This window comes from Marinobacter algicola DG893 (assembly GCF_000170835.1).
In the GTDB taxonomy this organism is placed as follows: Bacteria; Pseudomonadota; Gammaproteobacteria; order Pseudomonadales; family Oleiphilaceae; genus Marinobacter; species Marinobacter algicola.
Genome location: NZ_ABCP01000018.1, coordinates 25,480 through 51,170 on the forward strand (window position 1 = coordinate 25,480; position 25,691 = coordinate 51,170).

General features: G+C 48.8%; 24 protein-coding genes. 1 reads left to right on the forward strand and 23 read right to left on the reverse strand.

Going from position 1 to position 25,691, the window contains the following annotated elements; all coding sequences use genetic code 11:
- Window positions 1-4: 4 nt before the first annotated feature.
- The 21 genes from MDG893_RS12330 to cysQ all read right to left on the reverse strand — a co-directional run bounded on the left by MDG893_RS12330 (window position 5) and on the right by cysQ (window position 22,154).
- Window positions 5-793 carry a glycosyltransferase gene (locus tag MDG893_RS12330; RefSeq protein WP_167319397.1) on the reverse strand — a complete coding sequence of 263 codons (789 nt, stop codon included), beginning with the start codon at window positions 791-793 and terminating at the stop codon, window positions 5-7.
- The gene (locus MDG893_RS20965; RefSeq protein WP_157132829.1) at window positions 757-1,134 is read right to left on the reverse strand and encodes a glycosyltransferase; all 378 of its coding nucleotides are present in this window, start codon (window positions 1,132-1,134) and stop codon (window positions 757-759) included. Before MDG893_RS20965 ends, MDG893_RS12330 begins: the two co-directional genes overlap by 37 nt.
- Before the next feature lie 53 nt (window positions 1,135-1,187).
- Window positions 1,188-2,093, reverse strand: coding sequence for a glycosyltransferase family 2 protein (locus MDG893_RS12335; protein ID WP_007154118.1), 906 nt, complete (start codon window positions 2,091-2,093; stop codon window positions 1,188-1,190).
- Complete coding sequence (locus MDG893_RS12340; protein WP_040474561.1) at window positions 2,093-3,154, reverse strand: EpsG family protein; 1,062 nt, start codon at window positions 3,152-3,154, stop codon at window positions 2,093-2,095. The genes MDG893_RS12335 and MDG893_RS12340 overlap by 1 nt, the downstream gene beginning before the upstream one ends.
- Window positions 3,155-3,237: 83 nt before the next feature.
- Window positions 3,238-4,086: a hypothetical protein gene (locus MDG893_RS12345; protein WP_007154120.1), complete on the reverse strand. Its 849-nt coding sequence runs from the start codon at window positions 4,084-4,086 to the stop codon at window positions 3,238-3,240.
- Between the two features lie 131 nt (window positions 4,087-4,217).
- Window positions 4,218-5,606 (reverse strand): hypothetical protein, encoded by a 1,389-nt coding sequence (locus MDG893_RS12350; RefSeq protein WP_007154121.1) that lies wholly within the window; start codon window positions 5,604-5,606, stop codon window positions 4,218-4,220.
- The gene (pseI, locus tag MDG893_RS12355; RefSeq protein ID WP_007154122.1) at window positions 5,606-6,658 is read right to left on the reverse strand and encodes a pseudaminic acid synthase; all 1,053 of its coding nucleotides are present in this window, start codon (window positions 6,656-6,658) and stop codon (window positions 5,606-5,608) included. The genes MDG893_RS12350 and pseI overlap by 1 nt, the downstream gene beginning before the upstream one ends.
- Complete coding sequence (pseH, locus tag MDG893_RS12360) at window positions 6,655-7,161, reverse strand: UDP-4-amino-4,6-dideoxy-N-acetyl-beta-L-altrosamine N-acetyltransferase (RefSeq protein ID WP_007154123.1); 507 nt, start codon at window positions 7,159-7,161, stop codon at window positions 6,655-6,657. The genes pseI and pseH overlap by 4 nt, the downstream gene beginning before the upstream one ends.
- Window positions 7,162-7,186: 25 nt before the next feature.
- A complete protein-coding gene (pseG, locus tag MDG893_RS12365; RefSeq protein WP_007154124.1) occupies window positions 7,187-8,290 on the reverse strand; it encodes a UDP-2,4-diacetamido-2,4,6-trideoxy-beta-L-altropyranose hydrolase in 1,104 nt (367 codons plus the stop codon).
- A gap of 2 nt (window positions 8,291-8,292) precedes the next feature.
- Window positions 8,293-9,000, reverse strand: a complete 708-nt coding sequence (gene pseF, locus MDG893_RS12370) for a pseudaminic acid cytidylyltransferase (RefSeq protein WP_040474562.1) — start codon at window positions 8,998-9,000, stop codon at window positions 8,293-8,295.
- Entirely contained in the window at window positions 8,997-10,163 is a 1,167-nt protein-coding gene (gene pseC / locus MDG893_RS12375; RefSeq protein WP_007154126.1) for a UDP-4-amino-4,6-dideoxy-N-acetyl-beta-L-altrosamine transaminase, read from the reverse strand. Before pseC ends, pseF begins: the two co-directional genes overlap by 4 nt.
- 40 nt (window positions 10,164-10,203) lie before the next feature.
- Window positions 10,204-11,121 (reverse strand): hypothetical protein, encoded by a 918-nt coding sequence (locus tag MDG893_RS12380; protein ID WP_040474563.1) that lies wholly within the window; start codon window positions 11,119-11,121, stop codon window positions 10,204-10,206.
- A 26-nt stretch (window positions 11,122-11,147) separates the two neighbouring features.
- The gene (pseB, locus tag MDG893_RS12385; RefSeq protein ID WP_007154128.1) at window positions 11,148-12,146 is read right to left on the reverse strand and encodes a UDP-N-acetylglucosamine 4,6-dehydratase (inverting); all 999 of its coding nucleotides are present in this window, start codon (window positions 12,144-12,146) and stop codon (window positions 11,148-11,150) included.
- Window positions 12,147-12,168: 22 nt separating this feature from the next.
- On the reverse strand, window positions 12,169-13,341 hold the full coding sequence (locus MDG893_RS12390; protein ID WP_040474564.1) for a sulfotransferase family 2 domain-containing protein: 1,173 nt from the start codon (window positions 13,339-13,341) through the stop codon (window positions 12,169-12,171).
- A gap of 33 nt (window positions 13,342-13,374) precedes the next feature.
- A complete protein-coding gene (locus tag MDG893_RS12395; protein WP_157132830.1) occupies window positions 13,375-14,682 on the reverse strand; it encodes a flippase in 1,308 nt (435 codons plus the stop codon).
- Between the two features lie 71 nt (window positions 14,683-14,753).
- Window positions 14,754-15,707 (reverse strand): Wzz/FepE/Etk N-terminal domain-containing protein, encoded by a 954-nt coding sequence (locus tag MDG893_RS12400; protein ID WP_007154131.1) that lies wholly within the window; start codon window positions 15,705-15,707, stop codon window positions 14,754-14,756.
- Window positions 15,707-18,307, reverse strand: a complete 2,601-nt coding sequence (locus MDG893_RS12405; RefSeq protein ID WP_007154132.1) for an SLBB domain-containing protein — start codon at window positions 18,305-18,307, stop codon at window positions 15,707-15,709. The genes MDG893_RS12400 and MDG893_RS12405 overlap by 1 nt, the downstream gene beginning before the upstream one ends.
- A gap of 17 nt (window positions 18,308-18,324) precedes the next feature.
- Complete coding sequence (locus MDG893_RS12410) at window positions 18,325-19,818, reverse strand: capsule assembly Wzi family protein (RefSeq protein ID WP_007154133.1); 1,494 nt, start codon at window positions 19,816-19,818, stop codon at window positions 18,325-18,327.
- A gap of 208 nt (window positions 19,819-20,026) precedes the next feature.
- The gene (locus MDG893_RS12415; RefSeq protein ID WP_007154134.1) at window positions 20,027-20,785 is read right to left on the reverse strand and encodes a Wzz/FepE/Etk N-terminal domain-containing protein; all 759 of its coding nucleotides are present in this window, start codon (window positions 20,783-20,785) and stop codon (window positions 20,027-20,029) included.
- A 113-nt stretch (window positions 20,786-20,898) separates the two neighbouring features.
- Complete coding sequence (gene rfaH / locus MDG893_RS12420) at window positions 20,899-21,390, reverse strand: transcription/translation regulatory transformer protein RfaH (protein WP_007154135.1); 492 nt, start codon at window positions 21,388-21,390, stop codon at window positions 20,899-20,901.
- The gene (gene cysQ / locus MDG893_RS12425; RefSeq protein WP_007154136.1) at window positions 21,387-22,154 is read right to left on the reverse strand and encodes a 3'(2'),5'-bisphosphate nucleotidase CysQ; all 768 of its coding nucleotides are present in this window, start codon (window positions 22,152-22,154) and stop codon (window positions 21,387-21,389) included. The genes rfaH and cysQ overlap by 4 nt, the downstream gene beginning before the upstream one ends.
- Before the next feature lie 92 nt (window positions 22,155-22,246).
- Between cysQ and MDG893_RS12430 the strand changes: the two genes are divergently transcribed.
- On the forward strand, window positions 22,247-23,608 hold the full coding sequence (locus tag MDG893_RS12430; protein WP_007154137.1) for an MBL fold metallo-hydrolase: 1,362 nt from the start codon (window positions 22,247-22,249) through the stop codon (window positions 23,606-23,608).
- A 3-nt stretch (window positions 23,609-23,611) separates the two neighbouring features.
- Here the strand turns inward: MDG893_RS12430 and MDG893_RS12435 are convergent, their stop codons facing one another.
- On the reverse strand, window positions 23,612-24,055 hold the full coding sequence (locus MDG893_RS12435) for a pilin (RefSeq protein ID WP_007154138.1): 444 nt from the start codon (window positions 24,053-24,055) through the stop codon (window positions 23,612-23,614).
- 94 nt (window positions 24,056-24,149) lie between these two features.
- Complete coding sequence (locus tag MDG893_RS12440; RefSeq protein WP_157132831.1) at window positions 24,150-25,655, reverse strand: O-antigen ligase family protein; 1,506 nt, start codon at window positions 25,653-25,655, stop codon at window positions 24,150-24,152.
- Window positions 25,656-25,691 lie beyond the last annotated feature (36 nt).

Here is a 25,691-nt window from a genome sequence, read left to right on the forward strand (position 1 = left end):
GTAGTCACAACTTATAGAAAGCCACAAAGTAAAACTGCACCAGTGCCTCCTCGAGAATCGACGAAGAAAATTCATCACGCGCCCGCTCAAGTGCCCTGTCCGCAAGCGCCTCTCTTAATTCTGGCTGCGAAATCATAATGTCCATTTTCTTTGCCAGATCGCTAACCGATCTGGCAGCGTGAAGAAGCCCCGTCCGCCCGTCGATAACTGCATCCGAGATCCCATAGATGTCAGATGCAACACTGGGAACTCCACAAGCGGCAGCTTCAATAAGTACTGAACCGAAGCCCTCCCTGTGGCTGGGAAGGCAAACTACGTCTGCAGCGTTGAAATATGCCTCTGGCTCTTTCGTATACCCCACATGAACCAACTTACCTCCGAACTCAGTATCGAAAGCTCTACCTTCGAACATACCAGATTCGTCAGGCCCAACCACCATCAACGTTGCCGAGGGATACTTACCAGAAATATCACGAAATGCCGAAATAAGTTCAGGCACTCCCTTTTCATCGTTGACCCGGCCGACAAACAAAAAAACAAAATCATCCTTGCTTAAACCATACCGCTTTCTAATTTCCTTTCCTCTGTCCGGATCAGGTTTAAATCGTTCAGTGTTAACACCAGAAATAGAGCCATTTGCCAATACAATTGACTTTTCCGGAAAAACTACATTTTCTTTAAGCAGAAATTGCCGTTGAGACTGACTATCTATCAAAGAACCTGTAGAAAAGTAATGCACAATCTTATCAAGAGATTTTAAAACCAACGAAACAATCCATCTTTCGTCACCCAAACCTGACCAGTAAAAGTATGATGCCGAACTGGCACCTGAGCTATCCAAGCTGCGGTCATTGCCAGTAGCCCGGCTTTCGGAGTAACAGAATGAACTGCATCATAACGATTACTAGCGAAGAGTCTAGCCAACTTAATGAGTGTCACAAAGTCATGCCAAATATTAATATCCCTATGAATCGGGACGTGAAGCATTTTATTTAATGGCAAGAGCGAATTATACCCGTTAGGAAAATTTGCTATCAAATCTATATCGTAATACTTGGATAGCGCGTCAATATGCCCACTCAGAAAAGCCACTGCCGTATCTGGTGTAGCAACAACAAAAGCGATACGTTTCATCTAGTTTCCCACGCAAAAATACTCTTAACACTTCAGATAATGTTAACTTATCACTAATCAAGAAAAGTCGGTAAATCAATATTTTTTATATACTGAATCTCTTCAATAAGTTTTTCTTTATCCTTAGACCCTAAAAAAGCCCCACTTCTACGATCACGAAGAATAGTAAGTGATCCGAAAACATTGAGGACTCGAACAACAAAAATTTTTAGGAATGTTAAGATATAACTATATGACTTATCTGCCAATGAAAAGCTTGAACCAGAATCTCTCACTATCGTTCGCATCACTTCTCCATAAGCGTTAATTAGCTTTTTCGAAACTACGTTGCCATCTTCACGATAATAATAGAGGGGGTCTTCAATAAAACCAACAAGAAGATCATTTTTAGCGAAAGCTCTCACCCAGAGATTAGCATCTTGTCCTGTGCGTATATCTTCTCTATAACGGTTCCTCAGGAACCAGTCCCGTTTACCCAAAAGCGAGGCATGCACAATGCCGGAACTGCCAAGCAATAGCGCTCGAGCAGAAATTACATGAGAATCTGGAACTCCGCGAACTCCAATTGGTTCATCATTGCCTGTTAGCGAACATATACCCGTAGATACCAAGTCTATCTCTGGTCGAGCAATCAAAACTTCTAATTGACGTTCAATTCTCTTGGGGGAGATCAGATCATCCGCATCCATCCGAGCGATGTAATCACTACTAGCCAATTCAGCGATCTGATTCAGACGAGCAGCTAGCCGACAATTTCTCCCGTCCGAGTATACCCTTACTCGAGAATCTCTTATTGATCTTGCCAACTCGAGAGACCGATCTGTAGAACCATCGTCAAGCAAAATAAGCTCCCAGTTCTGATGGGATTGCGCAAATACGCTCTTCACAGCATCAAGAAGTGTCAATTCAGCATTATAGAAGGGAATACCAATAGTAACTTCCGGAAGTAAAGATTTCACTAAACGAGCTCCGAATTAATATTAAAAGGAACAAGATTACTAAAATTAGTAGTTGTTAATACGAAGTAAGCAATAGCAACGACAACAAAAATAAACGAAAATAGAATTTTTGCTTGCTTGTTACTAAAGCTCAAAAAAGTCATTGGCCAAAGTAAAATTGCGGCGTGGGAAAAATAGACCGTCAGCCTCAATATACCTGACGGATTCACACCTGAAATGATTGAAGCAAGGGCAGGCACTAAACCAATGAGATAAATATTCAAAAGGCGTGCATAATATCCTTTTGAGTCATCAACCTTACTTTTAAATAGAAAAAGGAGAACTCCTTGAGCAAATAAGAATGCAACCTGCACATACCCTCCGCCTTGCCCTCCCTCTCCATACGATGCATATTTAGCATTTATAAGATTCCCAGCAACTTGCGCTACCGATGAAAGAAATATAGAAACAACGATCACAGAAAAAACAATAAATAGTATTTCTTTACATCCAACCCTACGCGTTGCCAAAAAATAAAGTGGCAAAGCTACTAAGGCAGATGCGTGGAATAAAGTTGCAAGGCTGACCAACGCTAGATAGGAAAGCGCCCTACGCTCCAATAATTTTGGCAAGGCAAAAAAACAGATTGCTGCAGCAATTCCTTGCCTAGCCCCATTAAAGAAAAATGTATAGGTACCAAAAGCAATAAACACAAAAACAGCGGTTTCATATCGCCTTGTCAAGCGAATAGCCGTATAAAAATAACAAAATACAACAATCGAAGCAATACAAATTAAGAGAAAAAGATAAGTATCGCTCAACTGACCAGAAAGGAGAACTAATGCATTGAAGCCTGGTTCCAACTTGAATTCAAAAATATCATCTACCGTTAATACTTTTTCAAGAAACCCAATATAATTAATTGTATCTGTTCCAACGGACTTATCCCGAAAACCCGCAAACAAAATTAGCATTAGGGCTACGACAAAAAAACCAAGTTTTTGGACTCCTAAGCCACCATAACGCCGTACAAAATGTAGCAAAAGAGTAGCATAAAACAAAATAATCAAATAACCGGACATGAAAATCCAAAACTGATTCCTACAATCACAAAGCTTATCCAATACCTACTGGATAGGAGTCCTAAAAATCATAAAATAAATTTTCACAAACCTTTCAATCCCAACTTCAAAAGAACCTGCCTCAAGGCAGCTATCAGAAACCTACTCCACCCGACAACGCTTACTAAAGAGAGAATATCATGCTCAGTAAGGCGAACATCTATATCTCCCCCCTTCGTCAAGACTTCTTCAAAAATATGGAGATAGTCACTCTTTCTGTATAAATCAGAATCATTTATTATTTTCTGAAAAACAAGCGTAGCTCCCCACAACGCATGTTTCGAGTGCTCTGATTTCGTCCGTCTATAATACTCATATGCTTGGTTAAGAATTAATTTTTGATGATAAGAACTATTCAAGCTAGGTATTTTTTTCCCTGGCTGGACAACCTTCAATGCCCTGTGAACACCAAACATAAATGCTTGGAATGGAGATGGATTAAATGCGTGCAGAACATTTCTCTGTTTATCAACGTAAGAGCATTGAACTCCGGGATAGTCAATCTTCAGCTTATCGGTAAACAAAGGATCATTTGAATGATAAAAAAATCTACACTTATTAGAAAAAACATTAAAACTCTGCATGTCGGTTCCAGTAATTCCATCATATACGGTTGCAGAGACAACATCTACTCCTTTATCAAACATCTCTAGGATATTTAGTAAACTGGTATTTTTTGAAAAGGCCATATCAGCATCCAACTTCGCAAAGAAATCAAAATTTTTGCGACCTTCATTAAACAACTGATAAAGTTTTTGATGTGCTTCCTGCTTGGGAAGATGCTCAATAATCTTATGGTGAACATCAACTCCAACTTGAGAGTTTACTGACTTACAACTCTGCTCATATTCATTTTCACCAGAGAAAAGAGTTACGACTAAGACCTTAAACATGTCAAGTGGACCTTTTAAATAATTCTAAATATATAAAAATTAGACGTCATGTCAAAAAATGCGGCCCAAGATCATACTTAGTATCAAATCAGTAGATCAACGAAAAAAATCTAAAGACAATGCATAACCGATCAATTGACGATAAACTTATTATATACATCACTCTCCTCAACTGCCGGCTTAAGTCCTCTTGAAATATTGATCAGGCAATCTGCCACCAGCTCACCCTCTCTTCCTTCCCAACTGGTCATATACGTGGCACTGTAATATCTGACTGCCTCTGAATTAATATGAATTCCTTTTTCACCGCCTTTTAGTATTTTTAACAAATCAGTAAGTGACCTTGCCTGCACAGCAACTCCATTCATAACGTAGCCATAGTAATCGCTTACCTGCGGCTTCGTTAGTTCATAGTATATTGGTTTGACTCCGGCCAATGCTGCTTCTAGGTGGATGCTGCTGTTACCCGCAATCAGGTAACGAATATTACCAAAAAACTCCGATATCAACTCTTTTCTTGGATCGCTAATCGCCACCTCATGGCAGTCTCTAAAGGCACCTATATACTTTTTTATTTGGTCCCTCCCGTGCCCTGGGTGCCAGCGCAAACGAACCTCTACTCCCTCCTCCGTTATCGATCTGACCAATCGAATTGCCTCTTCACAATCGTCAAGAGCGTTGAGCGCAACTCCTATAGCTGAAGTCTTTTTTTCGTTTTCGCGAACTAAGTGTTTTTTCTGACCGGTTAATAGCACTTTGGGTAATGGTACATTTCTTTGCTTCTTTGGCTGATTAGGTTCACATTTTTTATATGTGTCCAGAGCACTTTGGCCATCAAGAAAGGCGTAATTAACCCGTAGTGCAGGGAAAATCGTAGTTACTGAAGCATGCTGCAAATAAGCAGTTTTTATCTTCAAATTATGAGCCATTGCTAATAGGCATCGGGTATAAATATTATGGTCGTTTGACACAACAACATAACTTGCTTCCAGATTCATCAACACACGCCTAAAATAGCTAAGGTAAATATAGACGCTGCAGAAGTTTCCGAAATACCAAAGGGTAGCAGGTGAATGATGAGCTTTAAGTTCTATATAAAGCGCTGGCCCTTTTCGGGCTAGCAGAACAAGGGCTCTAAAAACGTCCGAAACATTATACCTCAAAGGCAAGTAGCATAGGTTATTGGAAGTCCCGGCAATCAACCGGCTAGGCGCCACTGCGACAACGGATTCTCCCTGACTTCGCAGACTTTCAATGGCCTTATCCAATGAACTTTTCTGATTTTCCGAGCCAGCATAAAAAAAGAACGTTATAGGTTTTTCAACTGATATAAATTGTACAAAGCTAAAATGGCGCAGCATGTGCAATAAGAACCTTGCAACCTGAACGATAACACTGCGGTAGCGTGGTTGTTTCTTCGTGAGGTGGGGGAGATTTTCTAATTGTTGCCCGTAAAGATAAGCCAGCCAGGTTTCCGACTCCTGCTCCAAAATAGCGCTGATATCTTTATACCAACCCATTAGTTCAGTACATCTTCCGTAACTGGCGTATTCGCACCGACTTTACACACGACCCTTTGTCCAATTACTCTCTCCAGATGTTTCGGTGCCAATCCAAAGCCCGGGCGAACACTCCGAACACAACTATCAGTAATTATCTCTCCTGCGTTCATATCCTTTACAAAGTAGAGTGATCGCCGAAACTGTACATTGCCTTGTTCACTGGACTTCCGCCCGTAGTTAACTTGTCCCAGCGCCCTCCATGCAGTTTTACTATCCCTACACAGAGCGGAGAGATCGGCAGGCTCTAACGAAAAGCTATCATCCGGGCCGCCACCGTTGCGATCAAGGGTAAAGTGCTTCTCGATGATGGAGGCACCTAAAACCACGCTTGCAATGGCAGTGGTATTATCCAGAGTATGATCAGACAAACCAGTCACTAAACCAAACCTTTCCATCATGTCCGGTATGGTTCGTAGATTGTAGTCTTCAGCCGGTGCCGGGTAGCCACTTACGCATTGAAGTATGGCAAGCTCCTTACAACCGCCATCTCTCGCAGCGGCGATGGCTTCGGCGATTTCTTCGGCATCGGCCATGCCAGTGGATATAATCATGGGTTTACCGGTGGATGCCACATGGCGGATCAAGGGCAGATCTATCGCTTCGAAGGATGCAATTTTGTAGGCCGGAGTGTTAAGGTCTTCCAGCAAATCCACGGCGGAATTGTCAAAGGGTGAACTAAAAATCGGAATGCCGACTTTATGGGCATGGTCGAACAGCGGTTTGTGCCACTCCCAAGGCATATGTGCTTCTTCGTATAACTCATAGAGTGTTCGCCCATCCCAGAGGCCACCTTTGATTCGAAAATCCTCTGTGTCGGAATTGAGAGTAATGGTATCTGGTCGGTAGGTTTGAAGCTTTACAGCATCCGCTCCAGCTTTTGCGGCTTCTTCTATGATACGCAGGGCGGTTTCGAGCTTTCCGTTATGGTTGGCCGATAGTTCGGCGATGATGTATGGCGACTGCTGGCGGGAAATTTTCCGCCCGGCAATGGTAATGATCGGCTCACTCATTGTGTCTGGCCCTTTTCGTCTTTTCTGAAAGATTGCCATTCGTTTGCCAGTAATCCAAAACAGACAACATCATGGTAGGCAATCCCGTCAAAGTGCTGTTCTCTCAAACGCCCTTCCTCGGTAAACCAGAGGGCTTTGTGAAAGTTGATAGAGCTTTCGTTAAAGCCAAGTGCCTGGCCGCAGAGCTTGTGTAACGCCAGCTCGTTAAATCCATACTCCAGAGCACACTGGCCAAGTTTTCGGCCGGTACCTTTAGGCGCATCCGGGGCAGTATAAAATCCCCAATCAGCAATTTTCCGGCTGCGGCTACGCACGATGCTCACAAATCCACAAGGTTCGCCGCACTGCTCGAAGATCAAAAGGCTGATGCTGGGATTACTGCGAGTTCTGGCGAACCAACTCTTATGCTCTTCCAAGCTGATCTCATGTGTGGTGTACATGTACCGGCGCACATCCGGGTGATTGCGCCATTGCAGCACCCTTTCAAGATCTGTTTCTTCCATGATTCGAAGCGCTTGCCCCCCCTGTTCACTCACTTTGAAGCCTCTCCATGCGCTTAACCGTTTCATCCGTCCCCCGACCATTGGTTATACTTGCAGCGGCCCCTGACATTTCCCTCAATACATCCGGGTTAGTTAGCTTTTTAACCAACTCGGGCAACAACTCTGATACTTGTACGGAGTTTGGGATTGCCATCGCCACACCCGCATTTTTCTGTGCCATTGTACCGGCCACCTGATTTTCGGCGAGTATTATTAAAATCGAAGGCAAGCCTAGACAACATCGTTCCCACGCAGTGCCGCCGGCTGCGCCGATAGCCACATCCGCCAGACACATACGTTCAGCCATATCAGAAACATTTACACTCACCGTTGCACTGCAAGTTAACTCCTCAGCTTTCCGGCGAACTATATCCAAATGAGGTGCCGCAATGCCCATAACAATATCAAGCTCTGCTTCCTCACCTAATTTAACCCGCGTGAGAGCATCCAAAACCTGGCCTGTTACATTAGTACGGTCTACGCCCCCAATAGAAATCAGTATACGCTTGAGCTCAGGGTTGCGTCGGCGCTCCAGACTACGTTCTCTATACTTCGGAAACTCAGGTCGCAACAGGGCATAGCGGGGACCTATTAGTAGGGCACAAGTATCTGGCACCAGTCCGTTGTAGTCTTCGGCCTGTCGGCCCAGATTTTGGTCCAGTAGTAGATGACAGCTATGCTGCCTATCAGCCAAATCATCTATCACCATGATCTTATCGGCTGAATCGCCCACAAGATCTTCCCAGCATGCGTCCAAGGCATAGTGGTCTATTACTAACCAATCCGGCCGAATATCTGACAGCACACTCAGGGACTGTTCGGCATCCTGCCACCATGAGGTACCCAGCCACTGAGTGTGGGCCAGAGACGGCCCTTCAGGGCCTCCTGATTCTAGCTGTTCAGCTCCAGTCAAACGATGTACCTCAAACCCCTTTTGGGCAATAAGGTTATTCAGATCCCCTTCATGACTCCTGCAAATGAATACGCACCGATTCCCGCGACTGCGCAACTCTGTTGCCAGGGTAAGACAGCGCATAACGTGACCGGTGCCAATTTGAATAGAAGAATCGGTGCGGAAGGCTATAAGCATCACTATACTCCCTGCCCTCGCAGAGCCTTGAACAACCATTCAGCACGCACCCAATCTTCCTGGGTATCAATATCCTGTACCCGATGGCGGGGTAACTTCACAGGTACAGAGCCCTCACCAAAGATGGGGGTCTCTTCTAGCCAGGCCTGTACCGTTCCCCAGTAAAACTGACCTGCATCGTGCCAAGCTTCTTCCAGATCCTGCGACCTTGTCTGGAAATATTCGGGACAAAACATCAATACGCGGCCCTGTCCTGATATGCGAATGGCTCGTTGTATCGGAAATGCGTAGCTGGTTACGGAAAGGGCGTAACTGCAACCTTCGTGCATCAGCGAATCATGGCCACGCCTCAAGTCTTCAGAGGTGACGAAGGGTGCGGTGGCATAGATGCAACATACCTGCGCGACAGACTGACCATTGTCTTCCAGCCACTTAATAGCATGGCGGATTACGGGAACGGTGCCGGTGTAGTCATCAGATAGTTGAGCGGGGCGCATAAATGGCACACTGGCGCCATATTGCTGGGCTACTTTGGCAATTTGGGTATCATCGGTTGACACAATAATCTGATCAAAACAACCACTGGCTTTTGCTGCCTCGATCGACCAGGCAATCATAGGCTTACCGCAGAATTCTTTAATGTTCTTACGGGGGATTCGTTTGCTTCCGCCCCGAGCAGGGATGACAGCTACACGCTTTATGCTGTTCATGGTGATTTACCCAGAATCTCTCTAAGCACTGCAACGACCTCATCCTGCTGATGTTCTGTAAGGCCATGAAACATTGGCAAACTGATCGCCTCACGATAATAAGCCATGGATTGCGGGAAATCGCTCTTTTTGAATCCCATCCGCTCATAATAAGGCTGGGTGTGAACGGGGATATAATGTAGATTTACGCCGATCCCCTGATTCCTTAAAGTTTGGAAGATTTCCCGATGGCCGCGGCTGGTACTGCCCAGTTGTAAACGGACCACGTAGAGATGCAGGCCGCTGTAGCTGTCCGGATGTTGCCAAGGTAATGTTAAAGGCAGGTCAGCCAAAAGTTGGTCGTAACGTTTTGCTAGCTCATGGCGCTTGACCACAAAATCGTCAAGGCGATGCATCTGGCTTACGCCAAGGGCGGCCTGCAGCTCAGTCATTCGGTAGTTGTAGCCAAGATCCACTTGTTGGTAATACCAGGGGCCATCGGGCTCATGGGTCATCAACGAAGGGTCCCGAGTTATGCCGTGACTCCGCAGCAGGTTCATTTTCTCTGCCAACAAGTCATTATTCGTTACAGCCATGCCACCCTCAGCTGTCGTCACGATTTTGACTGGGTGAAAACTAAATACCGTTATGTCACTATGTCGGCTGCTTCCGATGAACTCCCCTTGGTATTTACCGCCAATTGCATGGGAGGCATCTTCAACCACCCTGAACCCATACTCTTTTGCCAGCTCGCCTATCGCTGCCATGTCACAAGGCTGGCCACACAAATGCACTGCAACCACTACCTTAGGAAGTCGGCCCTCTCCCTTAGCGCGCTCTAACTTGGCCTTAAGCGCCTTCGGGCTCAGATTGTAGGTGCCGGGATCAATGTCCACAAAGTCAACACCGGCGCCGCAGTAAAGGCCGCAGTTGGCTGAGGCGACAAAAGTGATGGGTGTGGTCCACAACCAGTCACCTTCACCAAGCCCCAAGGCCAGGCAGGCAATATGCAGCGCTGAGGTTGCACTGTTTACCGCCACGGCATGTTTTGCGCCCACATGGCCCGCCACCTTGGCTTCAAACTCAGGCACCTTCGGTCCCTGGGTCAGGAAGTCTGACTGCAGCACCTTAAGCACCGCATCAATGTCTGACTGAGTTATATCCTGCTTACCGTAAGGAATCATTGGCATTTGCTTCCGCTTGCGATGCTGCTCATTTTGATCACTACTTATAGTTCATCACCGCAACGACACGATTGTGCCCGTTCGACTGCGGGAAGCCACGATGACTGCCACCTTGGTCAGAAATAACCAAAGACCCTTTTTTAGCAAGGACCGGCAGTATATTTTCCAAGGGAACCGAAGGTGTTTCCGTCAGATTCGGCAATACTGAGGACACATGCTTGTTTAGCTTTGTGTAAGCTGAGGGTCGGTGGCTTCCTTTCACATAAGTATAAGGCCCATCGTCCAATGAAATGCAATCCTCAAGGTAGATAAATCCCTTCAACTGTCTGCTATAGGAGTCAACGTGGAAGCCTCTTGTTTGGTCAACATTACTGTTGACATACAAGTTGAGATTTCTGGCTCTGACTTGCTCAGAATCTGACCTCATAATCTCCAGAATTTTCGGGTCTTCAAAGTATGGTCTGAGCACCTCACCTAATTCTTGCTTCCATCTATCAACATTAAAGATATCTACCATGCCCTGGTCCTGACCACGCCTCACTTGCACCACCGACTTTTCATGGGAGGAGAGTGCTTGGTATCCATTCAACTTTGCAGTCCCTTTTTGGAATAGGACTGTTGGCTCTTCAACGAGTGAATCGTCGGATTGGATAAACCGGGCTATAGCATCCCGCACGCTGGCGATGATAGGTGAGACCCGTTTCATGAGCAATTCTGGTATGAAATCTGGTATGACAACAATACCGTTATGATCTAAGCACTGCTTTAGGCTATCAAGATCTTCCGTGGATGACCGGCTTACCGATGAAATCCGACGATTGATATCTTCCTTGGCCAGATTTTTTATGTAGGTAATCGTTTCTTGATTAACCACTTTTATGTCCGACAGTTCGAGCTTGTCCTGGTCACGCTTGGCCCGACTCAAGGTTACATCGATGCCTAGCAACGAAAATCTCACAAGTTCTTCTCCAATCAACAGTTAAATCAGATCTTTCCGATTTCGCTGTAGTTTCTGTCAATCCAGTCCTGCAAATCCTGCTCTGTCATCCACTCTGTATTATTGTCACTGGAGTAGACAAAACCCTCAGTCACCTTTTCCCCATCCTTTATCCTATTCTCGCACGTACCCCAGTCGTTAATATTGGGAAGTATCTTAAAGTGTTCCGGATACTCGTAGGTAAAGTGCGAATCCTCAGCACCTATCATCTGCTCATGCAGCTTTTCGCCCGGACGAATGCCAACGACTTCCTGCTTTGCCCCTGGCGCTACCACTTGGGCAAGGTCAGTCACTTTCATGGATGGGATTTTCTTCACATATATTTCGCCCCCCACCATATCCTCAAAGGCGTGCCATACCAACTCCACCCCCTGCTCTAGGCTGATCATAAAGCGTGTCATGCGTGGATCAGTAATGGGAAGGACCCCTTTATCTCTGATGGACATAAAAAAGGGAATGACGGAACCACGGGACCCCATGACATTGCCGTATCGGACCACGGAGAATTTAGTTTCGTGCCCCCCAGAATAGGAATTGCCAGCCACAAACAATTTGTCAGAGGCTAGCTTGGTTGCACCATAGAGGTTGATGGGGCTGCTCGCTTTATCTGTAGAAAGTGCAACTACTCCCTTAACACCTTTATCGATGGCAGCATCGATCAGGTTCATAGCACCATGAATATTGGTTTTAACACATTCAAAGGGATTGTATTCAGCTGTGGGAACGATTTTAGTAGCAGCCGCATGGACGACGTAGTCAACGCCATCCAATGCACGATAAAGGCGCTCTTTATCTCTTACGTCTCCAATGAAGAAACGCAGACGCTCGTCCCCGTGAAATAGTTTCGCCATTTCCCATTGTTTCATCTCATCTCTAGAAAAAACGATGATCTTTTTGGGATTATACCTTTCAAGAGTCATCGGAATGAACTTATGTCCGAAGGAGCCAGTGCCGCCTGTTACAAGAATAGTGGAGTTTCTCAACATAAATTAACTCTGCATTAAAAGTTTAAACCAAGGCATTGGGGGTGGTTTTTAGTTGGTTATAAATTGAGTAGTCAGGATTCAGAAATCTCACAACTCCTTCCCAGTCAATTTCGCCTTCTTTAATCGACTTATTTGTAATATTTTTCGATACTCGAAATCCTTCACTACTATTTTCTACGCCTAAGCTTTGCAATAACTCATCGCCGAAGGAGTCGAGGTTCTTAATTAGAATTGCATCGTCGATTGCTCTGGACAGGCCCAAAGATTGGGGGGACGAATAACCAGAAAATGTCCAACTTAACGGATTTACAACTTCAAGGGGGGCTGTTTTAAGCCAGTTTTTAAAATCGAGAACTGGAAAAAAGTCCCAAACAAACCCGTGCTGAGGCAGGACGATCAACCTGCTTGCGGGGTTTTCTCTGTATTGTCGCCAAGCAGATAAAGCACGCTCTTTAGGATCCCTTAGTACAACCAACTTTCTATATCTCTCTATAGATTTTATCGGGAAATCGCTGGAAGACATATGCGCAGAGCTTATATATGGTAGGACACCATCATGATTTTCGACCACATAGGAAAAAAAGCCGCGTGTAGTGTAAGAAGGAAGAAACTGAGTGTCTGATCTATACCACACCTTCGACAGATTGTAATTTACAGACGTCCCGCCGGTTTTAGGAACATGCCAATAAAATATGGGGTCATAGTCTTTCTTGTCTTTTCGCTCATACTTCCAAATAAACGGAAAATAAACATTCTTAATCGCCAGATCTGCCAATCTTGGTTCACAAACAAGGGCTAGCTCAACCCCCAGCGCGAAAAATGGAAAATTCCCTAAATTAATTTTTTCAGGCCTATCAAACCAACTCCACTGCTTTAAAATCCTCGTCCATGCAATCTCATGACCTTCCCAACCAACTTGGTTTAACAAACTCCCTAAAGAAATAATTGCAGCCCTTGACTTGGGAAACTTCTCCACAATGTTTGCCAGCCTTTCACCAGCCTCATTGACTTCCCCACGGAGGACCAAATAATTAGCACGAGCGGTAGCGCGCTTAACTTTATCTGCGCCACCTAGAAAAAGTGAAGGGAGAAAACCCGATCTACTATGCTTTAAGCTATTATTAGTAATCGAGCAATTCAAGGAAATTCTATATTTTGCCAAAGCTTCTCTATATCTTAAAGTCGATTTTCCCATCTTACACTCATAATCTCTATTTAGATTAATAAATCACCAATAAACAAAAAACGTATTTATACCAACCTTCCATTTAACCATGATAAATAGAAAAATATTCCAAACAGATATTGAAAGGGAAAAACTTATTGCAGCGCCATTTAAGCCGAACAAAGGAATCAAAATTAGCCCAAGAATACTGTTGGTTACTAGTGCAATAGTAGCGCCAACAAACGTCAACTTATCATTGCCAGTCATATTAAGAACCAATCCTACAGATCCTGCAGAGGTATTAACTAATTGCCCGATACACAATATTGCAAGAGCCGTTGCGGCTTCTGCATACTCTTCACCAAACACAAAGCTAATAACCCATTCTCCCCAAACAATGAATATAATCGCGATAGGAAATGAAATAACTGAAACAGCTCGTGTACTGAAAGTTATCACTTTCTGAAGCTTTTTCATTTCACCAGCTTTATACAGCCTGGCAATTTGAGGAGCCATAGCCATGTTAACTGCTAGCAGCCCGATCGCGACGAGCCCGGCCCCTGTAGCAGCCACACGAAATAAACCAACCTCTTCCGCTGTTGCAAGAATGCCCAAAAAAAGCACAGCAACCTGAGAGTCAAGGAGTTTTAAACCCACAAATAATGTTAAAGGTACCAGGCTAGCAATCCATGGTTTAAGCGCATACTCAGGCGTAGCCCTTCTTACATTTCCGGGCAAGGCTTTGGATAATAAAGCTGAACCAATCACAAACGCAACGAAAGCCGCTATTAGTTGAAATTGCATTGCAGCGAGGGCTGTCAGTTCCCAGCCCAAAAATAGTCCAGTGCCAAGCATTAGGATTAAAACGAAGGGCCTGACTAGCTTTTCCGGTACCTGAGCGCTGAGGATCCAGCGCATCCCCCTCAGAATACCAGCACGTACAGCTTCCAAGGCCATTAGAGGCAGGAGCCAAACACCCCACAAGAAAATGCTTGCGTCTACATCACCTCTCCAAGAAAACCAAAGGGTCGCTAGAGCAGCAACGAGCACTGAAAACGCTAGCGCTACTCCATTTGAAAAGCGCAAAAGGCCCTGTATAAGACCCCAACGCTCTATTAGTTGATTTGTTGCAATTTCCCGAACTAGGAGTGTAGGAAGGCCTGCTTTAACAGGTAAACTTAGCAGGGCGATCACGGAAAGAGCAAAGCTGTAAGTGCCATAATTTTCAGGCCCAAGTGTTCTCGCCAGTAGTACGCCGCTAACTAAAGAGAGCAACATACTAACAGCCTCGATTCCGGCCGATCCTCCGGCCCCGCGAAGTAATTGGGCCTTTAACCCCTCTCCTTTAAGGTGGCGTAGTATGGATTTCAACTAAAGTTTGCCTAATTATGTAGTGTCAAGGAAATGTTGGAGCTCAACTCGTTCAAACTTTTTATGCTCAGTCAATCTGTCCTGCTCGTTCGCTGTGGCGGACAGGAGAGAATAAAGGCTCTAAAGAACAAAATTACTACCCCTAGCATTCCACCTAACATTGAGGCAACTACAACAATCAACGCTCGCTTTGGCTGGCTTTTCTCTTGAGGCACTACAGCAGGATCAACTGTTTTGAACACATACTCTCTCTGGGCATTTGCCAGCATGACCGTCCGCGTTTCGCGTTCAATAAGTTGATAGAATACCTGCTGCATACCAGTAATATTGGTTTCAGTCAGTTTGGTTTTCAAATACTGTATGCTCGCCTCGGCTTCCTCGATATCTTGACTCCGCATATATTCGTTGATATCGCGAACTAGCCACGTCGCCCATTGCTGTGCAGCTACAGGAGACTGGCTTTTCACTCTAACAGTCACCATACCGTTTTCTTCATTTTCGCTAACGCTTACATGCTGCTCTTTGAGCTTTTTTACTAGATCCCAGTTTGTCGGCATTGAATTGTTGCGCCACTCGGCGGCATCCGCGTTGTAGACCTTATGATTGAAGACCCAACTGCGTTCACGAAAATTCCAGCCATTGGTCCCCATCAACGGAACAGCAAGTTCGTGACGACTGATAAAGTCAGAAAGAAATGCGCGGGACTGCAGCACTTCTTTCGCAATTACCGTCTTACTGGAAGCATCTGCACCGATACTTACACCAGCAAGGCTGGCCAAGCCACCGAGCTGGCCGCTCAGGCCAGAACCACTGCTGCCCTCAGTTGGAGCCAATAAAACGCTCGCTTGGTAGATATCGGGCTTACTAAGCGCGTATACCACACCACCTGCTGCGAAAGCTGCAGTGGCAATGATAATGATCCATTTACCCGCCCACAGGGTGAAAAAGAGTTCCCGAATGTCGATCTCATCATCCGAGCAATGTCTGGTTTCAGACGATTCTGGTACACGTTCATAACGGGTCATTACAGATTCCCCACGGCCGCTGCACCCAGCGCCATCTGATAAACAATCTGGCTCACGTTACTCCAAAGCTCCAACTGGTTCAGCCTATCCACATCAATGGGCACGATAATGGTGTCACCCGGTGCCAGTTGCTGGCTGCGCCCACCAAACCAGCGGCTTTTCTCTGGCAGCATTACCGAACCATCGGCCTTCACTACGTATACCCTTTCCTCATCCGCATGGCGGGTCGGGCCGCCGCTGCGTTCCAGGTAGTCGTCCACGGTCAAGCCTTCACTATGAAGGTGGCTGGTGGGGAATTGTACTTCGCCAAACACGCTGACGGCTTGCGGGATGGTTGGTACTGTTAGTGTGTCACCAGCCTGAAGGCGGATCGGCTGATAATCGTCGCTTTCCACAACCGCTGCCAGGTTAATTACCATGCGGCCGACTGGGCGAGAGCTCTGCACTTCCTCCAGTAGATCCTGTACCTGCTGGGTACGCTCTGCGTTCTGACCTCCGAAGTCGTCACCTTCCAGTTGCACGCCAACCAAATCACTTTGCAGCCGCTCTTCAGCTTCCCGCAGGCGCTGGGCTTCCAGTTGGCGGAGTTTTTCACGGGTGAATATGGCGCCTTCAGGGAAGGCGTTGTCGGTCAGGCCCCCGGCGCGTTTGATCACATCCCGCAGGGTTTCGCCGTTGCGGATGGTGTATTCGCCCGGGTAGCGTACCTCACCATTCAGTTCGATGGTTTTGGCCTGGGCGAATTCCGGTATGGATTTGATCAGCAAGCGGTCCCGGCTTTGCAGCGTTACTGAGGCGTCACCTCTCATAACGGCCTGCAGGTCAAGATTAATGACGTTGGTTTCGCCGGTGCCTTCATCATTCACGCCAAAACGGGCAAGTTCCGCTGTGTACAGGGAGGCGGAGTCTTTCAGGCCGCCGGCCACGTAGATGGCGTCGGCCACTTTGCCGGAGGCCGGCAAGGGGTACTCTCCGGGGTAACGTACAGGGCCGGTTACCCCTATGGTTTGTTGGGGTGCACCCGGTTTGGCCTGGGCTTTCAATCTTTGCAGTACCGGTGCAAACAACACCTCCCGGCTGAAGCGGCTGTAGTCTTCTTCACCTTCTTCGCCCTCTTCGCCATTCTCTCTCTCCACTAATTCAAGGTTCCGGCGCCTTGCTTTCTCACGATTGCGTTCAATGTCGTTCTGGTCTTCACTCTTAGCGCTTACCTTGCCTTCATCCGCAAAAATCAGGAATTGGTCTTTCTCCTGCAGACGAATGTCATTCGCACCGCCCGGATTGTTCAGGGCTTGCCGCAGGCGCAGATTAATGACGGATACGGTGTCGGTTTCAGAGTCTGTGCGTACGATGGCCGCGTAGCGCTTGTCGGCTTCCCTGAGCAGGTCGTTGTCCAGGGAGCGGATAACAGAGCTCACTCGCATGCCCGGCACCCAGGCATAGCGGCCGGGGCGGGTGGCCGCACCTTTCACTTCCACGTATTGGCCGGTGATGTCGGAGATGGAGGCCACTTCAATGCGGTCACCGGGGCGTACCCTCGCCTGTTTGCCTTTCTGGGTGGTGAGGTTGGCTTCGGCGATGATGCGCAGGAAATCGTCATTGTTGCGCTCGATGCGCACCAGTTGTGGATAGGCCTGAGGGGTCAGGCCACCGGCGAGATTCACCAGTTCCTGCAGGTTAGTGCCGTTTTTCAGCTCATAGAGTGCGGGGCGATAGACTTCGCCTTCTATGCCTACGCGGTCGCCCACGGGCGGGATGAAGATGACGTCGCCGGGTTGCAGGCGGTTGTCGTCGGAAGTATCGCCTGCCAGGAGCAGGTCGTACAGGTCCAGCTCGCCGACCAGTTGCCCGTCCCGTTTGTGCTGGATTTTACGCAGGGAGCCGGTGCGTTTGATGCCTCCGGATACGTAGAGAGCGTTGGTAATGGTGGAAAGGGAGCTGACGGTGTAGGAACCGGCGTTTCTTGCCTCACCCAGCACGAACACCCGCATGCTGCGCAGTTCACCCAAGGTGACGCTGGCTTGCACGCCGATGTATTGTTCGGAAACCAGATTTTTGATTTGCTGCCTGGCCTGGTCGAAGCTCAGCCCGGCAATGGTTTGCGGGCCGGACTGGGGAAAGCTGATGGTGCCATCGCGGGAGACAGGCAGTTCCAGTTGCTGGTTTTCCTTGCCCCAGAGCTGCACCCTCAGTACGTCGCCAGGGCCCAGGGTGTAGTCGTTGGGGATGGGGATTTCCGTCACCGGCGCAAAGGTGGTGGGGCTGCCAGCGAACAAATCATAGCCGAAGGGTTTCAGGCCACCGTTCTTGCGGTCCTGCTCTTCGTTGTTTTCCTGTTCTTGCCGGGCACGCTCCCTTTCTTCGTCGGAGATGGCGTCCACCGGTTCTACCACATTCACGTTCTGTGGCCGCTGGTTCCGCTGGCCTGCCGAACCGGCAATGGAATCCAGATCCACCCCATACTGGCTGGCCAAGGCTTCCTGCTGGGCCCGGGGCATGCTCTTGAACTGTTCAATCTGGGACTGGCTTATGGATTGGGCGGCAGCGGTTGCTGGCAACACAAGGGCCAGTGACATCAGTAGTCGTTTGGTCAGGTTCACTTAGTCAAATCCGTTTTTTAGAAGCGGTAACGCCAGGCGGCGCCGACAGACCATTGGTCTTTCTCGCCACCCAGGAGTTCGATCTTTTTGTCGGTGGCCTGGACTGTTAGATCCATCCAACCGTTGAGAAATTGTGTGCCGTAACCTAGAGACACCAAGGCGGCTTTCTGGGCTCCGCTGGGCACATTATAGAAAATATCGTTGTCCGTGATGACAGTTCGGTTGCCACCGTCTTTGTTTAAATCAAGGTAGCCCAGGGAGGCGGAGAGGTTACGGCCATCTGGGAAGAAGTTGAATACGCCCAATGTCAGGGTTTCCGCGTCGCCGTCGAAGGTGGAGGCCATGTTGCGGCCCTTATAGCGGTAGCCACTGCGGTATCGGGAATGGTCGTATGTAATGTTGGGCATGGCATTGCCGAGGAAGTCGTCGGCCAGGGTATTGCTGTATTCGACGAACCATTGCTGATCGCTGCTCAGCAATTGTGTAGTCCAGTCAGTGCCCAGTAGCCAGGATTTACGGGCCGGGAAGGCGCCGGCTTCGTCTTCACCCATCATTTGGCCGTAGACGCCCATGGCCTGGTCGCCAACTGCAAAGCCGTAGCGGGCATCGATGCTGGCCAGTTGGTTGCCGGGGTCGTTCTCTTCCAGTTGGCCGTTGTCGCGGCCGATCAGGGCGTTCCAGATGGTGGAGGCGCCTTCCGGCCGGCCTTCACCGCCGAACATGATGGCCCGGGAGAAGCCGATATCCAGGCCGTCGATGGGCCTTACCGTCAGGCGCATGCCGATCATCTTGGCTTCCGGCACGGCGCGTTCGTCTTCCAACTGGCTGGCGAATACGGTGAACTGCCAGGGGCCGATCCATTTCAGCCAGCTGGTTTTCGGTTCGCTGGCATCTTTGCGATTCAGCCAGACGGCGGGCATGGGGCGGGCGTTATTGGAAAGGATCAAACTGCTCTGCCAGCCTGGGCCCCACCAGCGGTCGATGGCGCCGGCACCAAATACCCAGTTGCCTGCGGTGGCGGCAAGGTAGGAACCATCCAGGCGCAGGGATTCATCGTCCTCCGGGTTGGCTGCGAAGGCGGGTTTTAGGCCAAAAGCCCAGGATTCACCTTGCCATTGCACGTTGAGGCTGGTTTCCGCCGTTTCACGGGGGCCGGCCTGGAACCCCCTCACAAAGGTCGGTTCATTCGTGGCGCCCAGCTCGTATTCCGCGCGCCAGCCCTGTTTGCCCTGCTCGTCCATCTCGAACTTCAGGTAGGCCAACGGGCCGCCAATGGCCGGGGCGTCGCTGCCGGTGTCCCGGCCAAGGCCGCTGTGCACGGTGCCCATCATCACCGGCCAGGTGGAGGTGGTGCGGTCCAGGTGGCCCCGATCTGCCAGTTTCTGCAACGCGAAGCGGGCACGGTTGTCGCCGGGTTCCAGCCAGGGGGCGGCAACAGCCATGGAGGAATGCGTAGAGGCGATCAGGCACGCTACCGCCCCACCGACCAGGGTCCAGTGTTTTGAGGTCATAGATTTACATGTTTAGAGGGGGTAAGACAGGGACGAAAACTGCGGCAATGTCGTTCCCGGACTTAATCCCTGTCAGGGTTAATATAGTGCGTGTGTCAGAAGTGTGACGATTCTACGGCATCCCATATGACACGCAAGTGACAATAACCCTGACATGCCCTATATCAGGCGCGCTGGAGTGAAGAATTGTCAAACGTTTAAATTCTGATCACTCACCTGCCAACTGATTCCGCACAAGACCAATAAACTCAGCGAAAAACGCTAAAAAGACGCCCGCCATCAATCCGAGCAATCCAGCCAGAACGATAACAAGGCTTCTCGCGGGCCCCGTATGCTCACCACTTTGCCTGCTGACAACCAGGGCTTCAAAAGGCGCGAGCGATTCCAGATCTGCTTCCAGTGAGAGCTGCTTTTCAACGGCTGAGGCAATGGCGTCACCGGTGTCCTGCCCTCCCTCCAGCATTTCGATGGTTGAGTCCAGGGAAACAATCTGTCTCTCAAGACTTTTGCGCAGCGCAGACACTGCCTGCTCTTGCTGCGACCTTAAACGCTCCACCAGCTCACGATGGGCTTGTTCTACCATCGTGCCCGCGGAGGCTGACGCTTCCGACACGATGCGCACCAGCCCTGTGTCTTCAGGGTTATTTGCTGTTACTCCAAACGGCAGGCTACGGTTGTTCTCCGCATGAAACTTTGCCTGCAAATCCGGCACCCAGAGACTGTCCAGCTCAGCAATAACGGTGGAAGGCTCTTCGATGTACTCTCCGCCAGATTTCTCGGCCAGTTTGGCGAGGGTAACGTATTCGTATTTCTCTGGCGTAAAGATCGCATAGGCGATGCCAGCAAGGGTGATCGCGATAAACACGACATAGAACACGCGCCGGCGCTTCAGAAATGTGGCGGCCAGATCGACCAGGCTGATTTCATCGTCGTAGCGGGGTCGTTGACCCTGGGGGCTTTCTACCATTGCGGACCGTCGTTTGTTAAAGGTTAATGACATTATGACGGCTTTGAGGACGAAGAGTAGTGAACAAAAGTTCCTTTTTATCGTGTGGATTGTCGGTCGGATTACGGCCTGACCTAATCCGACCGACGGCGATGGAGGGTGGATAAGGGGACTTTGACGGTTTGTTGCTTCTGCATGAAGCTGATCAGAACGATGGCGCGCTCTTCGCCGTCGTAGGCCTGGAAGATAGCTTCAATGCCCTTGAACGGCCCTTCGTCCAGCTCCACCGCCTGGCCCGGCTTGATGCCACCTTGCTCTGCAACAGTGTGCAGGCTGTCTTTAATGTGCTGGATGACATCGTCCGGAATAGCAGCCGGTTTGTTGGCGAAGCTGACAATTCGCAGGATACCACGTGTGGAGCGCAGCTTCGCCCACATGGGGTCGGTTTGCTCCAGGTTCACGAACAGGTAGCCGGGGAACAGGGGTTCCAGCTGTTTGGTGCGCTTACCCGCCTTGATTTTTTCCACCGTGATTTTCGGGTAGAAGCAGGCGATGTCCTGATTTTGCAAGTGAGTCAGGGCTCGGTCGCCCTGACTGGGTTTGTGCTGTAATGCGTACCAGGTCATTTGTACCAGTTGCCAGCGGCAATGAACTGAGGGTTGAGCACATCCTCTTTGCCGTACTGCAAAGGCCTGCCTTCCAACGTTTCTACCTTCCCTCCTGCGGCAGAGAGCACCGCGTGGGCAGCACCGGTATCCCATTCGCAGGTTGGCCCCAGCCTTGGGTAAATATCCGCGTGGCCTTCGGCGATTTTGCAGAACTTGAGGGAACTGCCCGCCTGCACCAGTTCATGGGCACCCAGTTTATCAATGAAGGCCCTGGTTTCTTCGTTCAAGTGGTTCTTACTGGCCACAACACGTTTCGTTTCGCCAGGCTCCACTACGCTGATCCGCCGGCTACGGCCTGTACGATCCCGCTTGTAGGCGCCCTCGCCTTTCAGGCCCCAGTATGCTTCTTTTAAGGCAGGTGCTGTGACCACACCGAGAATGGGTTCGCCGTTTTCAATCAACGCGATGTTAACGGTGAATTCGCCAGTGCGTTGGGTGAAGTCCTTGGTGCCATCAATGGGATCAATCAGCCAGAAGCGCCGCCACTGCTTGCGCTCGCTCCAGGGAATTTCGGCCCCCTCTTCCGAGAGCACGGGGATATCGTGGCTGAGATTGCGCAGGCCTTCCACGATGACCCGATGGCTGGCGATGTCTGCAGCGGTAATCGGCGACTCGTCCGCCTTGAAGTCCACCTTGAAGTCCGTCATGTAGATGCTGAGGACCTTTTCGCTGGCGGCGTCTGCGATTTTGAGGACATCGGGGAGGATGGAACTGTAGTGCATGGGGGTCGGCTTCCTGCGTCAGATCAATTACGTTTGCGCTATTATGGGCGATAGTGATGTGACACATCAAAAAGAATACAGGGACACGTTTTATGAAACTGAAATTCCTTGGCGCTGCAGGCACGGTAACCGGTTCTCGCTATTTGTTGTCGGATGACAAACACCGCCTGCTGGTGGACTGCGGCATGTACCAGGGCGTGAAAAACCTGCGCAAACGCAACTGGGCACCCTTTCCGGTGGAACCATCATCGATTAATGCGGTGGTACTTACCCACGCCCACATTGATCACACGGGGTACTTGCCGGCGCTGGTGAAGAACGGTTTCAAGGGAAAGATCTACTGCACGAAGGCTACGCACGAACTGTGCAAGGTGCTGTTGCCGGATGCTGGCTACCTGCAGGAGGAAGATGCCAAGTACGCTTTCCGCAAGGGGTTCTCCAAACACGAAAAGCCGGAGCCTTTGTTTACCGTGAAGGATGCCCAGGAGGCCCTCAAGCATTTTGAGTCCCTGCATTATCACGAACGCTTCGAACCCGTGAAAGGCATGGAAGTGACATTCACACCCGCCGGGCACATCCTGGGATCATCCTGCGTTCACGTCCATCACCGGGGAAGCGACCGCACGGTGGTGTTCAGTGGAGACGTGGGGCGGCAGAACGATGTGATCATGCGCCCGCCGGAACCGATCCAGAAAGCCGATGTGCTGGTGTGCGAATCCACCTATGGTGACAGGCTGCATGCCGAAAGCGACCCGGAATCCGAACTGGCTGAGATTATCACCAAAACCGCCGGGCGCGGTGGCATCGTGCTTATGCCGTCGTTTGCCGTCGGGCGCGCGCAGATGCTTTTGTACCTCATCCACAAAATCATGGCGGAAAGCCGGGTACCGAAGATGCCGGTTTACCTGAACAGCCCGATGGCGATCAAAGCCACGGAGATCTTCTCCCGACACCACAAGGAACACAAACTCAGCGCCGCCCAGTGCGAGATGATCGATGAAAACACTGAATTCGTCCGCACGGTGGACGAGTCCATCGAGCTCAACAGCGTACGCTACCCCTGCATTATTATTTCCGCCAGCGGGATGGCCAGTGGTGGTAGGGTTCTACATCACCTGAAAACACTGCTGCCCAATCCGCGGAACAGCGTTGTGTTTGCAGGGTTCCAGGCGCCCGGTACACGGGGGGATGCCCTGGTGAACGGTGCAGATTCGGTGAAGATTCATGGGGAGTACTGGCCGGTTAAAGCGGAGGTTTATAACCTGGATTCGCTGTCGGCTCATGGGGATTATGAGGAGATTTTGCAGTGGCTTGGAGCTGGTGCGCTGAAGCCGGAGAAGGTTTACATTACGCACGGTGAGGTCGTGGCCAGTGATGTTATGCGGAAGCGGGTGAGAGAGCGGTTTGGGTGGGATGTTGAGGTGGCGGAGTTGTTTGGTGAGGTGAAGGTTTAAAAGCTAAAGAACACTACAGTCCTGTGGCCTGTAGGCCTCCCGCCAGCTTCCCGCAGAACTTACATCAATTTTGCAGGTCCAAATGCCTGTCATGTCTCGTTCAAGTCTCAGAATAACGCCTGCCAAATTTGGGTGGGCACTGTCACCCAAAGTCACCTCCATGTGACCAGACCCGTCAGAGTTAGTGATTCCAATAGCGGTAGCTATACTGCCTGTAGTCAGGCTCGAAGGAACGTAGCCGAGATTAGAGTTGGTAACTGCCTCCCCATTTACGACCCGAACTTCAAATGCCGCCTTATAGGAGCTCAACTCGCTGATAGCGCGATTTACCTGTGATTTCAGCACATTACCATGATATAAAGGAATCGTAAGAGTCGCCAATATACCAATAATTGCCATGACGATCATCACCTCTATTAAACTAAATCCAGCGTACTGTTTTGTCATAATCAGAAAGATACCGTAATCATTATTGGTAGCAGCAACTAACCAACTAGCAAAAACCCGGCCAACTTCTCCTCACGAATCTGTGTCGCTTGAGTTATTGCTTCAACTCTTCAAAGCGAGGAAAGTTTCCGTGATACCAGAACCTAGGCATAATACCACCACCAGAACCTTCCATATATTGCTCTTCGTCGGCCTTCATAGCCTCATAATAGATGATAGTTTCACGCATCCAACCAAACCAAGCTAGCAATAAGACCATAATGACCAGCCAACAATAACTTTTCTTCACTCTTTTCTTTAATATCCCATGTTTAGGTCTGGCTTCCGAGCGGTAAAGAAGGCCCCAAAATGCGGACAAAACAAGTATACCCACCAACATTGATCCAGGAGCCATGAAAACCGCGGAAACACTCCCGTGGAACAAGGCACCAGAAATCGATGCAGTTATGCCAGCAAAAATTATCGCTTCGGAGGTATTGCCACTTTCAAGAATTGCAGTTCTTCTTATTAAGAAATTCCGGATAGCCTGCCCAGCTACTACTAAAATGAGACCTATAACCAACCAGCCGTATTCAGCTGCCCACATGAGATACATATTGTGCGGATGCCCAATTTTCGCCCCCTCCCTATATGCATCCGTTATAGGCTCATGGGTCAACCAAGACTGAGGCCCCATCCCAAATGGAAAATTCTGCACGCTCATCATCCACGCCTCCACAAACAATGGCATACGCCCAGAATCATTCGATCTCGTGGCACGAACCTGAACATCATCAGCTAGCAAAGAGGGGATCAAAAAAGACAACGTGAGCCAGATCAATACACCAATAAAAATATAATTAACAAATAACTTTACCCAAGGCATTGCAGGTCGACCAGCTAGCAGCGCAGCCAACACAAAGCCGAAAACAATACCCAGAGCTGAGCCTCTGGCCGAGGACATCAGAACTATCCACCACCAAAGCCCCGCCCCTAATGCAACTATCCACGACCACAAACGATAATGCTTGAGAGGACCTAACAGTACTGCGAGGGGCAACAAAGGTATAAACCATGATGCAATATGGCTCCAGTAGCGAATATTAACAAAGCCCCAAGGAATATAACTACTGAGTTTCACTACTCCATCACTCAACGCAAAAATATATACATTTATAGACATTGCTCCATAAATGAAGCTTGATGCAGCGACGAAATAAATAAAGAAAGTTATATATCTATATACAAACCCTAACTCAGATAGACATATTCCTAAAAGTACAGGAACGAGAAAAAATAATGCGTACATTCCCGGCTCCACCCAAGCGTAAGGTTGTGTCGCGTATGGAATAGAAACCACAAGAAAAGAAAGCGAAAGAAACAATGAAGGCAACAAGAAAATAAAGCAGTCTACTCTCCGGTTTCTGAGACAATTCAACAGGAAGTATATTGAAACAATCGCCAAAAAGCCGAGAAAAAACACCAAAATGAAACGCTGGCTTGCATAACTAGCTAAAGATTTTGGGATAACATCTGAAAATAAAACGCAAGATAGAGCGAAAACAATCAGTATTTTCAACGTACTCAACAAAATTCTATGTTCAGAAACGTTCGAATGCACGTGGCTCCACCCCCACCTCATACTCATTATGAGTCA

Coding starts and splice junctions, on each gene's coding strand:
- MDG893_RS20965 (WP_157132829.1), bottom strand. CDS start 1,134: ATGAAACGTATCGCTTTTGTTGTTGCTACACCAGATACGGCAGTGGCT.
- MDG893_RS12340 (WP_040474561.1), bottom strand. CDS start 3,154: ATGTCCGGTTATTTGATTATTTTGTTTTATGCTACTCTTTTGCTACAT.
- MDG893_RS12345 (WP_007154120.1), bottom strand. CDS start 4,086: ATGTTTAAGGTCTTAGTCGTAACTCTTTTCTCTGGTGAAAATGAATAT.
- MDG893_RS12350 (WP_007154121.1), bottom strand. CDS start 5,606: ATGGGTTGGTATAAAGATATCAGCGCTATTTTGGAGCAGGAGTCGGAA.
- pseI (WP_007154122.1), bottom strand. CDS start 6,658: ATGAGTGAGCCGATCATTACCATTGCCGGGCGGAAAATTTCCCGCCAG.
- pseH (WP_007154123.1), bottom strand. CDS start 7,161: ATGGAAGAAACAGATCTTGAAAGGGTGCTGCAATGGCGCAATCACCCG.
- pseG (WP_007154124.1), bottom strand. CDS start 8,290: ATGCTTATAGCCTTCCGCACCGATTCTTCTATTCAAATTGGCACCGGT.
- pseF (WP_040474562.1), bottom strand. CDS start 9,000: ATGAACAGCATAAAGCGTGTAGCTGTCATCCCTGCTCGGGGCGGAAGC.
- pseC (WP_007154126.1), bottom strand. CDS start 10,163: ATGATTCCTTACGGTAAGCAGGATATAACTCAGTCAGACATTGATGCG.
- pseB (WP_007154128.1), bottom strand. CDS start 12,146: ATGTTGAGAAACTCCACTATTCTTGTAACAGGCGGCACTGGCTCCTTC.
- MDG893_RS12390 (WP_040474564.1), bottom strand. CDS start 13,341: ATGGGAAAATCGACTTTAAGATATAGAGAAGCTTTGGCAAAATATAGA.
- MDG893_RS12400 (WP_007154131.1), bottom strand. CDS start 15,707: ATGACCCGTTATGAACGTGTACCAGAATCGTCTGAAACCAGACATTGC.
- MDG893_RS12410 (WP_007154133.1), bottom strand. CDS start 19,818: ATGACCTCAAAACACTGGACCCTGGTCGGTGGGGCGGTAGCGTGCCTG.
- MDG893_RS12415 (WP_007154134.1), bottom strand. CDS start 20,785: ATGGTAGAAAGCCCCCAGGGTCAACGACCCCGCTACGACGATGAAATC.
- rfaH (WP_007154135.1), bottom strand. CDS start 21,390: ATGACCTGGTACGCATTACAGCACAAACCCAGTCAGGGCGACCGAGCC.
- cysQ (WP_007154136.1), bottom strand. CDS start 22,154: ATGCACTACAGTTCCATCCTCCCCGATGTCCTCAAAATCGCAGACGCC.
- MDG893_RS12430 (WP_007154137.1), top strand. CDS start 22,247: ATGAAACTGAAATTCCTTGGCGCTGCAGGCACGGTAACCGGTTCTCGC.
- MDG893_RS12435 (WP_007154138.1), bottom strand. CDS start 24,055: ATGACAAAACAGTACGCTGGATTTAGTTTAATAGAGGTGATGATCGTC.